This is a genomic window from Mesorhizobium sp. M7A.F.Ca.CA.001.08.2.1 (assembly GCF_003998455.1).
Lineage (GTDB): Bacteria > Pseudomonadota > Alphaproteobacteria > Rhizobiales > Rhizobiaceae > Mesorhizobium > Mesorhizobium ciceri.
In genome coordinates, this window is record NZ_RZPW01000156.1 from 1 (window position 1) to 9,856 (window position 9,856).

The following is a 9,856-nucleotide window of genomic DNA, read 5'->3' on the forward strand; positions in this document are numbered from 1 at the left end:
GCTTTTGACCGTGTGGTCGGCACGGCCCACGACCGCCTTGATGGTGACGCACAATCTACGCGAGGCACTGATGCTGTCGGACCGCATCATCGTGCTCGCGCCGCGGCCAACCCATGTGCTCGGCGTGTTCGACGTACGGTTGCCACGGCAACATCGCAATTCGCAGGTGATGAGCGACCTTCTGCGGTCGTTCCATCATAGATTTCCGGACGTCACCTGATCGCCTGCAGGTGAAATGCATATCGGAGGCCTTCATGTCGATCGATCGGCTAAGACGCAGGCTTGTGCGTGGCTTCGCCTGTACCGCCGCCAGCGCCGCCTTGCTGCCGTGCTGCCTCGGACGAGCCGCGGCTGGCAACCTGGGATTCTCGCTCAGGCAGATCGCCGACGGCGTCTTCGCCTTCCAGGGCACGGATGAATTGATGACCGCCGCCAACGACGGTGCGATCTGCAATCTGGGCGCCGTCATCGGTACCGATGCGGTTGCCGTCATCGACAGCGGTGGCAGCCTGATCGAGGCGCACGCCTTTCTCGCCGCGATCGGAAAGGTAACCGCAAAGCCGGTTCGCTTCCTGGTCAACACCCACATGCACCCCGACCACATCTTCGGCAATGCGGCATTCCGGGAGATCGGCGCGACCATCGTCGGTCACCGCAATCTGCCGCGCGCCCTCGACGCGCGTGGCGCGTTCTATCTGCACAACTATCGCGAACAGCTTGGCGAGGCGCTGATGGAGGGGGTCGAGATCGTGTCGCCGACCAGGCTGGTCGACGATCACCTGCAACTCGACCTCGGCGGGCGCACGATCGAACTGCGGGCATGGAAGGCGGCGCACACCGACAACGACCTGACCGTATTCGATACCGCGACCAGAACGCTCTTTGCCGGCGATCTGGTGTTCATGGGCTCCTTGCCGACGCTCGACGGATCACTGCTTGGATGGCTCCGCCAGATGGATGCACTCACCGCGATCGACGCCGCGCGCGTCGTTCCAGGTCATGGTCCTGTAACGGCCGACTGGCCACAGGCACTGGCGGGGGAGCGACGCTATTTCGAGGTTCTGGCGCGCGATATCCGCAAGGCGATCGCCGACGGAACGCCGCTGCGCGAAGCAGTCAAAACCGCAGGCGGAAGCGAACGGGACAATTGGCACCTGTTCGACGATTACAACGAGCGCAACGCAACGGCCGCATTTGCCGAACTCGAATGGGAATAGACGACGCCGACATGCGCCAGGCGGCCGTAAAGCACGGCGATTTGCCAAGGCGTCGCCAAAGGCTTATCCTCAACGCCAGCCTGGGCACCACCTGTCTTGCATTGGTGGAGGCATCGAAATGCAAAATCAAGCTTACTCGAGCCGGCAGCTCGCCTTGCCGCTCGCATCCGTTTTCGCCGCGATCATCTTGACCATCGGCACGTTGCTCGGCTCCTCGGGAGCCGCCAACGCACAGCAAACAACCGCGTCCTCGGATAGAATCTGGCATGACTTGAAGGGCGACGTGTTCGGCGATCGGGCAATTCTGGTCGATACCGGCGTCGTCAGGATCGAAGCACCAAAGCGGGCGCAGGATGCCGCCATCGTGCCCGTCGACATCTATCTCGATCCAGCCAAGGCGCCAGACGGCATCAAATCCGTTACCTTGATCATCGACGCGAACCCTGCACCGGTGGCGGCAACGTTCCAGCTCGGCAAGGATGCCGGCGTGACGCATCTGTCGACGCGCGTGCGCGTCAACGACTATTCCTATCTGCGTGCCATCGCTGAGACGCAGGGTGGTCAACTCCATATGGTACAGACCTTCGTCAAGGCGTCAGGTGGCTGCTCCGCCCCTGCGGTCAAGAACCAGGACGAGGCCAACGCGACAATGGGTCAGATGAAGCTGCGCCAGTTCCCGCCCAAAGAGACGATGACCAAGACCGAGGAACTGCAGTTGATGATCCGGCACCCTAACAATTCGGGGCTGCAGCGGGATCCGCTGACCCAATATTTCATACCGGCGCATTTTGTCCAGAAACTGTCGATCTCCCAAGCCGGCCGGCCGATCCTCTCCATGGAAGGTGGAATATCGATTTCGGAAGATCCCAACTTCCGATTCGATTTCACCGTGCACGGCAAGGGCGAAATCCAGGTTGAAGCGATCGATACGGACGGCAAAACATTTCGCAATCAGTGGCCGCTCGAGACAGCGGGACTCTGAAGTCTCGATATCTTGCGCTGGACTGCCGGTGCTTGCCACTTGATCCCGAAAATGGAGCTCGTTCGGGAAGATCACGCCCAGGCAGAGGACGAAGCTCCATCCGGCTTCCGGATGGAGCAGGCTCTAAAAGCAGCGCACGTCGGCTTCCGACTGCGCGCGCTTCAATTCGGTACGGGCTGCCTTCGCCGGTGCGCTTTCGCGAAACAGCCCCGCGCTTTCGCCTGTGGTCAAAGACATGCTCTTGAAAGTCTCGGCTCTCTCATAGTGGTCGTAGGGAAGGATCGAGGCGATGACGTCGATCGAGCAGGAACAGCTTTCCAGCGCCTGACGTGTCTGGCCGTTCGTCTGCATGCAGCCGAGCACGTAGTCGGCGATCGTTGCTGTCGGGTAATCACCCGCGGCGCCCGCGGGGTTTGCGAAGGCCAGCGGCGCGGCAAGGAGCAGCGGCAAAGTCGAAAATCCAACATATCTGATCACGGGAAAACCTCCGGTTAGCCTAGGCGCGATGCGCCCAGTCGGGATCACCGTGGCAGTTGGCAACGTGCAGCAGAGTCAGTCAAGCGCCCATGGCTTCCGTATGCGACCAAAGGAGGAATGCGGGGCTTGTCGACCGTGGTTCCGCATGGCGGCTCCGTGGCCTGCTCCACGCCCCGACTCCAACGATCATCTCATGCTTGGCCCACTATCGATTCCCAATGGAGCACGCGCATGACCATGCCGAGACATCGAAGCGAATACCTCCAAATAAAATCAACGCTTAGGCGAAATGTAAAAATCAAAAAATAACTAAATTTTATGTGCCCCATCGTTATTTCGCGGTCATAAATACTTTATCTAACAAATACCGTCCTGCTTATTTTCTTATATTGCACCGCATCATTTACGATATTGCGGTGCAAAAACACCAGCAGGCTTTTTTGCTTGCCTAGCCTTTTACGATGACATAGCCTCACCCTGTTTCCGGCTTCAAGGGCGTCACCGTCATTAGGGAGCGGCGACAGTCTTTCGTAGGCCAAGGTGAGGTGGGCAGTAACGGTGCCCTCTGCACATCTGGCTTAGGTCGTGACACGCTGCCGGAAATATTTCCCCCCCGTGAATCGCTTGGGCAAGCCCTTGTGGGCTCAGCAAATGATTCATCACTATGAACCTCGGGAGGAATTCGGATGCGTGTACTTACGAAAGCTACCTATATTCTAACGACTGCGGCGTTTCTGTCGCTCGGCGCGGCCTATACGGCGTCGGCTAACGAGGACCTTGCAAAGCTGGCTTCGGATTCGAAGAACTGGGCAATGCAGACGGGTGACTACGCCAACACCCGCTATTCCAAACTCAACCAGATTACTGCGGACAATGTGAAGAACCTGCAGGTCAAGTGGACCTTTTCCACCGGCGTGCTACGAGGCCACGAGGGTGGACCGCTTATCATCGGCGATGTGATGTATGTCCACACGCCTTTCCCGAACAATGTCTTTGCGCTCGATCTCAAGAATGACGGGAAGATCCTCTGGAAATACGAGCCCAAGCAGGATCCCAACGTCATTCCGATCATGTGTTGCGATACGGTCAACCGTGGCGTTGCCTATGGTGACGGCAAGATCATTCTCAATCAGGCCGACACCACGGTCGTCGCCCTCGACGCGAAGACTGGCAAGGTCGTCTGGTCGGTCAAGAACGGCGACCAGACCGATGGCGGCAAAGGCGAATCCGGTACGGCTGCCCCCGTCGTCGTCAAGGACAAGGTGCTCATCGGCGTCTCCGGCGCCGAATTCGGCGTTCGCGGCTGGCTGGCCGCCTACAATCTGAAAGATGGCAAACTCGCCTGGAAAGCCTATTCGGAAGGTCCGGACGCAGACACCCTGATCGATCCCGAGAAGACCACGCAACTCGGCAAGCCGGTTGGCAAGGATTCCGGCACGAACACCTGGGAAGGCGAGCAGTGGAAGACCGGCGGCGGCACGACATGGGGATGGTATTCCTATGATCCCAAGCTGAACCTGGTCTACTATGGCACCGGCAATCCCTCGACGTGGAACCCGGTCCAACGCCCCGGCGACAATCGCTGGTCGATGACGATCATGGCCCGCGATGCGGATACTGGTGTTGCCAAATGGCTCTACCAGATGACCCCGCATGACGAATGGGACTATGACGGCATCAACGAGATGATCCTCGTCGATGGCATGGAGGTCAACGGCGCCAAGCACGACGTGCTGGTGCATTTCGATCGCAATGGTTTTGCCTACACCATGGATCGCGCCACCGGCGACCTTCTCGTCGCCAAGAAATACGATCCGGCCGTGAACTGGGCGACCGAAGTCGTCATGGACCCCAAGAGCGAACAGTATGGTCGCCCGCAGGTCGTGGCGAAATATTCGACCCAGCAGAACGGCGAAGACACCAACTCGACGGGCATCTGCCCGGCGGCGCTTGGAACGAAGGACCAGCAGCCGGCGGCCTATTCGCCGAAGACCGGGCTGTTCTATGTCCCGACCAACCATGTCTGCATGGACTATGAGCCTTACAAGGTGAGCTACACCGCCGGTCAGCCTTATGTTGGCGCCACCGTGTCGATGTATCCCGCACCTGGCGGCGACGGCAACATGGGCAACTTCATTGCCTGGGATGCGGCCAAGGGCGAGATCGTCTGGTCGAAGCCCGAGCAGTTCTCGGTGTGGTCGGGCGCGTTGGCGACAGATGGCGACGTCGTCTTCTACGGTACACTCGAAGGCTACATCAAGGCGGTCGATAAGGACGGCAAGGAACTCTACAAGTTCAAGACCCCGTCCGGCATCATCGGCAACATCACGACCTACGAGCAGGGCGGCAAGCAGTATATCGCCGTTCTGTCGGGCGTCGGTGGATGGGCTGGTATCGGCCTGGCAGGCGGCCTGCTTTCGCCTGACAACGCCGCTGCCTGGCATGGCGCCGTCGATCAGGGCCGCGCGCAAGGCGACCAAGCCGCTGTCGTTGGTACAGCTGGCCTGGGTGCCGTCGGCGGCTACGCGGCACTTGCCGACTACACGACGCTGGGCGGTCAGCTCACCGTCTTCGGTCTCCCGGATTGATGCGCTGGGAACCTTGAGCATGCCTCAGGTCTTGTGAGACCAAAGGCTTGAAGAACGAGAGCCCGGACATCCGGAAGCCATGGCCGGGCTCTCGATTCGGTTACGCACCCAAAAACACCGATCAATGCCGGTCGCGACAGCAAAACCGTGTCCATTGGCAAATGAAGGAAGCGTTTGAATGTCCGTTCGCATTGTAATTTCGGCTTTCGTCCTGGCTCTGCTGCCTCTGGCAAGCTCGAGCCTCGCCCGGGCCGACGACAGCATGGAAAAAGCCAAGGCGGTAAAGGAAGAAGGCGGCAAGTATTTGGATGCGGATGGAAATCCGACCCACAAGATCGAAAACGGAACCGTCGATTGGTACACGTTCAGCGGCTACCGCCGGTATCATTCCGATTGCCATGTCTGCCACGGACAGGACGCGACAGGTTCGAGCTATGCGCCGGCTTTGGTCAACAGCCTGAAAACCATGGATTACGCCACATTCCTCTCGATCGTCGCCGAAGGCCGCAAGAATGTCGGCGGCGGCAAGGAAAACGTCATGCCTGCCTTTGGCGACAACAAGAACGTCTATTGCTACCTGGACGATCTCTACGTCTATCTGCGCGCGCGCGCGGATGGCGCGGCGCCCCGCGGAAGGCCGCCCAAGCACGAAGACAAGGCCCAGGCGGCGAAGGATGCCGAAGCATCCTGCATGGGTGGATGACATGATCGGCCGCGATGCATTGAAGCTGCGCGTCGTTCTGCCGATCCTCGGCACACTCGCCTTGCTGCCGTCGAACGCGCATGCGCAAAGCGCCGGCCTTGGCGCGGCGGGAGAACTGGTCGACCCTGACATTCTGCGCGTCTGCGCCGATCCTTCGAATATGCCCTTCACCGACAAGAGCGGCGAAGGCTTCGAAAACAAGCTGGCCGAACTGGTTGCCGCGAAAACCGGGCGCAAGTCCGTCTCCTACACCTGGTTTCCCACGATCACCGGCTTCGTGCGCAATACGTTGGGGGCCAACCGATGCGACATCATCATGGGCTATGCCCAAGGCGATGAGCTGGTGCAGAACACCAACGCCTACTATCGCTCCGCCTATGTGCTGGTGCATCCGAAAAGCCACGATATGGAAGGCGTGGAAACGATCGAGGATCCCAGACTCACAGGCAAAACGATCGGCGTCGTTGAAAGCACGCCGCCAACCGCCAACATGGCCGCCAACAAGCTTCTGCGGACCGCCAAGATCTATCCGCTTGCGGTGGATACGCGCGTCACCCCATCAATGGGGGAGGTCATGATCAAGGACATGCTGGCACACAAGATCGATGCGGCGGTGCTGTGGGGACCGATGGCAGGTTACTACGCCAAGGAACTCGGAGCTGATGTGACGATCGTTCCACTGGTGAAGGAAAAAACCGGCTCGCGCATGTCTTACCGCATCACCATGGGCGTACGTCCGTCGGACCAGGAATGGAAGCGGACGCTCAACCGGGTGATCAGGGAAAACCAGGCGGAGATCACCAGGATCCTGCTGAGCTACAACGTGCCGCTGATCGACGAACACGACAACCTGATTACCCAATGAATGGAAGGGAGACTATTTTCGTGCTGGTCGCCGCGAGCCTTCTGGGTCTGGCCGAGCCGACATGGGCTGGCGACATCGCCGAACCCAGCGGTTTCCGGATGGACGACTATCGGGCGCCGGTACCGCGGACGCTGCAAGGCGCGAGGGTGGTGACGACGGTGGAAGCGGAAGCGCTGTGGCGAACGAAAAAGGCGATCTTCTTCGACGTGATGCCGGACACGCCCAAACCGGCCAATTTGCCGGCAGGGACGATATGGAGAGACAAGGTCAGAAAGGACATTCCAGGCAGCATATGGCTGGCCAATGTGGGATACGGCGCTATTTCGCAGGAGACCGCCAGCTATTTTCGCCAAGGCCTCGCGGCCAAGGCCGGGACGGACAAGTCGCGCACGGTTCTGTTCTACTGCATGACGAATTGCTGGATGTCGTGGAATGCGGCGAAACGGGCCGTCCAGTGGGGCTACAGTTCAGTGATCTGGTATCCGCTCGGGGCCGATGGATGGGAAGATGCAAACCTTCCACTGGAGGAGAAGAAACCCTACGCAACGAACAATTGAAATAAGGACTGCAATTATTCTCGATAGTTTGTTTTCAATTTTTCAAAACCTATTGTTTCATTTGTCCATTTTGAAACTTGATGGACGAGCCATTGCGTCGGTGCCCTGCAATGGTTGGCTAACGACAGGATCGGTCCCTTCGGGCTGGTATAAGAGGAGAAATGTCATGAAGAAGAACTGGAAAAAACCGACCATGTGTCAGGTTGCCGCTGGCTTCGAAATTTCACGGTATCTGCCTGCTGAAATTACTCCCAAGAAGTAGGCCGCAGAGGTGCGCGTCCCTGGCGACAGGGGCGCGCATCCCCTCCCCGCATGGGATTTTCGTGAAAGATTTTGACGCACGCAAAGCGCGCGGAGTGTTGTTTGTGACTGCAAATTGCCTGCAGGTCAGAGAAGCCGGCGCGCGGGCATTTTCATGCATTTGAGGATCATCGGATCGGCGGCGGGCGGCGGCTTTCCGCAATGGAACTGCAACTACCGTCTCAGTCGTGCGGCTCGCAACGGCATGGCAAGCGTGCATCCACGAACCCAGTCAAGTGTCGCCGCCTCGGCGGACGGGTTGGGCTGGGTTCTTTTCAATGCCTCGCCCGACATTCGCCAGCAAATCGCTGCAACACCTGAATTGCAACCTGCGGGCGATGCGCCGCTGCGCTCGACACCTATTCGCGCTGTGGTGCTGACCAATGCCGACGTCGATCATATCGCCGGACTGCTCAGCCTGCGCGAGCGGCAGCCTTTCGCCATCTATGCAACGGCGCAGGTTCTGGCGACGCTGGAGGCGAATTCGATTTTCAACGTTCTCGATCCAGCGCTTGTGCCGCGGCGCATCCTGCCGCCGGCGAAAGAGTTGGCCATCTGCGACGCAGAAGGCCGCGATACCGGCGTAATGATCGAGCCCTTTGCCGTGCCCGGGAAGATAGCACTCTATCTGGAGGATAGAGACCATCCGGATGCCAATTTCAGCTCCGACGCAGGTGACACGATCGGAGTCCGAATTGCCGGCATCGGCAGCCGCGGCTCCGTCTTCTATATCCCAGGCTGCGCGCGCATCGATGCGCGGCTACGCGCGCGTCTCACCGATGCCGCCTGTCTTTTGTTCGACGGCACGGTCTACACCGACGACGAGATGATCGTCGCCGGCGTCGGTCAGAAAACCGGCGCGCGCATGGGGCATCTGGCGATCTCGGGAGAATTGGGTTCGATTGCAGGCTTGGCCAATGTGAAGGTCGGCCGTCGCGTCTTCGTCCACATCAACAACACCAACCCCATCCTTGACGAGAGTTCCGCCGAACACGCGGCGGTCAAGGCGGCAGGCTGGGAAATCGCAAACGACGGTATGGAGATGGAATTTTGAGCGACTTCCGCGATGCAGCCAAAGGCGGACTCTCCACGAGCGCTCTCGAAGCCGTGCTGAGGCAGGTTGGCGCCGAGCGCTATCACAATCGCCATCCCTTTCACCACAGGATGACCAGCGGCGCGTTGTCGAAGGCCGAGATGAAGGCCTGGGCGCTGAACCGCTATTGCTATCAGGCGGTCATCCCACGCAAGGATGCCATGATACTCGTACATGCCGAGGATCCAGCGTTTCGTGCCGCGTGGCGCAAGCGGATCGAGGATCATGACGGCGAGGACGGCTGGAGCGGCGGCATCGCGCGCTGGCTGCATCTGGCAACTTCGCTCGGCCTGGACGCCGAGGCCGTGAAGAGCGAAAGGCTGGCACTGCCGGCGACACGCTTCGCGGTGGGCGCTTACCTTTCCTTTTGCACAAACCGGACGCTGTTCGAGGCGGTCGCGTCCTCGCTGACCGAGATGTTCTCGCCACTCATCATCGGCGAGCGGGTGCCGGCAATGCTGGCCAAATACGACTACATCACCGAGGATACGCTGGCCTATTTCAAGCAACGGCCCGAACAGGCCTCGCGTGACGCCGACTTCGCCCTTGACTACGTGCTCAGCCACGCCGATACGGCGGAGCGCCAGCAGCAGGCAATCGATGCACTGGTGTTCAAATGCGATATACTCTGGGCCATGCTTGACGCGCTTCAACACGCCTATGGCGAGCGGGGAAACATACCGCCCGGCGCCTTCCAGCCCGAGGCAGCCCTATGACGGCGCTGCGCGAAAGAGCTGTGGTGTCGTTGCGATCGGTACCTTCGCTGCCGAAGCACGTGCGCATACAATACGATCCCTTGCGGCAGGCATTCGCCGTGCTTTCACCGGAAAAGATATTCTGGCCGAACGATGTCAGTCTCGACATATTGCGACGCTGCGATGGACGGTCCACGGTCGGCGACATCATTGCCGGCCTTGCCGCCGATTATGAGGCCGAACAGGAGGCCGTGGCGACCGACGTCATCGCCTTCCTGCAGGAATGGTCGGACAAGCTGCTGGTGAGGCTATGAGCACGCCCCTCCTCCCTCCAATCGGCATGCTGGCGGAACTGACGCATCGCTGCCCGCTGCAATGC

General features: G+C 59.7%; 10 protein-coding genes and 1 pseudogene. 10 read left to right on the forward strand and 1 reads right to left on the reverse strand.

Features of this window, described 5'->3' with window-relative positions:
• From EN914_RS11945 to EN914_RS11955, 3 genes and pseudogenes are all read left to right on the forward strand, one after another.
• Positions 1 to 220 (forward strand): annotated as a pseudogene (locus EN914_RS11945) (ABC transporter ATP-binding protein); the annotation flags it as partial.
• 34 nt (positions 221 to 254) lie between these two features.
• Entirely contained in the window at positions 255 to 1,217 is a 963-nt protein-coding gene (locus EN914_RS11950) for a quinoprotein relay system zinc metallohydrolase 2 (protein ID WP_024504370.1), read from the forward strand.
• A 118-nt stretch (positions 1,218 to 1,335) separates the two neighbouring features.
• Positions 1,336 to 2,199: a quinoprotein dehydrogenase-associated SoxYZ-like carrier gene (locus EN914_RS11955; RefSeq protein ID WP_013532068.1), complete on the forward strand. Its 864-nt coding sequence runs from the start codon at positions 1,336 to 1,338 to the stop codon at positions 2,197 to 2,199.
• A gap of 123 nt (positions 2,200 to 2,322) precedes the next feature.
• Here the strand turns inward: EN914_RS11955 and EN914_RS11960 are convergent, their stop codons facing one another.
• Complete coding sequence (locus tag EN914_RS11960; protein WP_024504369.1) at positions 2,323 to 2,676, reverse strand: hypothetical protein; 354 nt, start codon at positions 2,674 to 2,676, stop codon at positions 2,323 to 2,325.
• 812 nt (positions 2,677 to 3,488) lie between these two features.
• Here EN914_RS11960 and EN914_RS11965 point away from each other — a divergent pair.
• The 7 genes from EN914_RS11965 (at position 3,489) to pqqD (ending at position 9,791) form a co-directional block, all read left to right on the forward strand.
• Positions 3,489 to 5,264 (forward strand): methanol/ethanol family PQQ-dependent dehydrogenase, encoded by a 1,776-nt coding sequence (locus tag EN914_RS11965; protein ID WP_128278335.1) that lies wholly within the window; start codon positions 3,489 to 3,491, stop codon positions 5,262 to 5,264.
• A 178-nt stretch (positions 5,265 to 5,442) separates the two neighbouring features.
• Entirely contained in the window at positions 5,443 to 5,967 is a 525-nt protein-coding gene (locus EN914_RS11970; RefSeq protein ID WP_127389091.1) for a c-type cytochrome, methanol metabolism-related, read from the forward strand.
• Positions 5,939 to 6,832: a quinoprotein dehydrogenase-associated putative ABC transporter substrate-binding protein gene (locus EN914_RS11975; RefSeq protein WP_013532072.1), complete on the forward strand. Its 894-nt coding sequence runs from the start codon at positions 5,939 to 5,941 to the stop codon at positions 6,830 to 6,832. Before EN914_RS11970 ends, EN914_RS11975 begins: the two co-directional genes overlap by 29 nt.
• Entirely contained in the window at positions 6,829 to 7,389 is a 561-nt protein-coding gene (locus EN914_RS11980; RefSeq protein ID WP_024504368.1) for a PQQ-dependent catabolism-associated CXXCW motif protein, read from the forward strand. The genes EN914_RS11975 and EN914_RS11980 overlap by 4 nt, the downstream gene beginning before the upstream one ends.
• Positions 7,390 to 7,804: 415 nt before the next feature.
• Entirely contained in the window at positions 7,805 to 8,743 is a 939-nt protein-coding gene (gene pqqB, locus EN914_RS11990) for a pyrroloquinoline quinone biosynthesis protein PqqB (protein ID WP_013532075.1), read from the forward strand.
• Positions 8,740 to 9,498, forward strand: a complete 759-nt coding sequence (gene pqqC / locus EN914_RS11995; RefSeq protein ID WP_024504367.1) for a pyrroloquinoline-quinone synthase PqqC — start codon at positions 8,740 to 8,742, stop codon at positions 9,496 to 9,498. The genes pqqB and pqqC overlap by 4 nt, the downstream gene beginning before the upstream one ends.
• A complete protein-coding gene (gene pqqD, locus EN914_RS12000; RefSeq protein WP_024504366.1) occupies positions 9,495 to 9,791 on the forward strand; it encodes a pyrroloquinoline quinone biosynthesis peptide chaperone PqqD in 297 nt (98 codons plus the stop codon). The genes pqqC and pqqD overlap by 4 nt, the downstream gene beginning before the upstream one ends.
• The last annotated feature ends 65 nt before the right edge of the window (positions 9,792 to 9,856 follow it).

Excerpts from the sequence above, each read along its gene's own strand:
- EN914_RS11975 (WP_013532072.1), top strand. The coding sequence starts at position 5,939 with ATGCCGAAGCATCCTGCATGGGTGGATGACATGATCGGCCGCGATGCA.
- EN914_RS11950 (WP_024504370.1), top strand. The coding sequence starts at position 255 with ATGTCGATCGATCGGCTAAGACGCAGGCTTGTGCGTGGCTTCGCCTGT.
- pqqD (WP_024504366.1), top strand. The coding sequence starts at position 9,495 with ATGACGGCGCTGCGCGAAAGAGCTGTGGTGTCGTTGCGATCGGTACCT.
- EN914_RS11965 (WP_128278335.1), top strand. The coding sequence starts at position 3,489 with ATGCAGACGGGTGACTACGCCAACACCCGCTATTCCAAACTCAACCAG.
- EN914_RS11980 (WP_024504368.1), top strand. The coding sequence starts at position 6,829 with ATGAATGGAAGGGAGACTATTTTCGTGCTGGTCGCCGCGAGCCTTCTG.
- EN914_RS11955 (WP_013532068.1), top strand. The coding sequence starts at position 1,336 with ATGCAAAATCAAGCTTACTCGAGCCGGCAGCTCGCCTTGCCGCTCGCA.
- EN914_RS11970 (WP_127389091.1), top strand. The coding sequence starts at position 5,443 with ATGTCCGTTCGCATTGTAATTTCGGCTTTCGTCCTGGCTCTGCTGCCT.
- pqqB (WP_013532075.1), top strand. The coding sequence starts at position 7,805 with ATGCATTTGAGGATCATCGGATCGGCGGCGGGCGGCGGCTTTCCGCAA.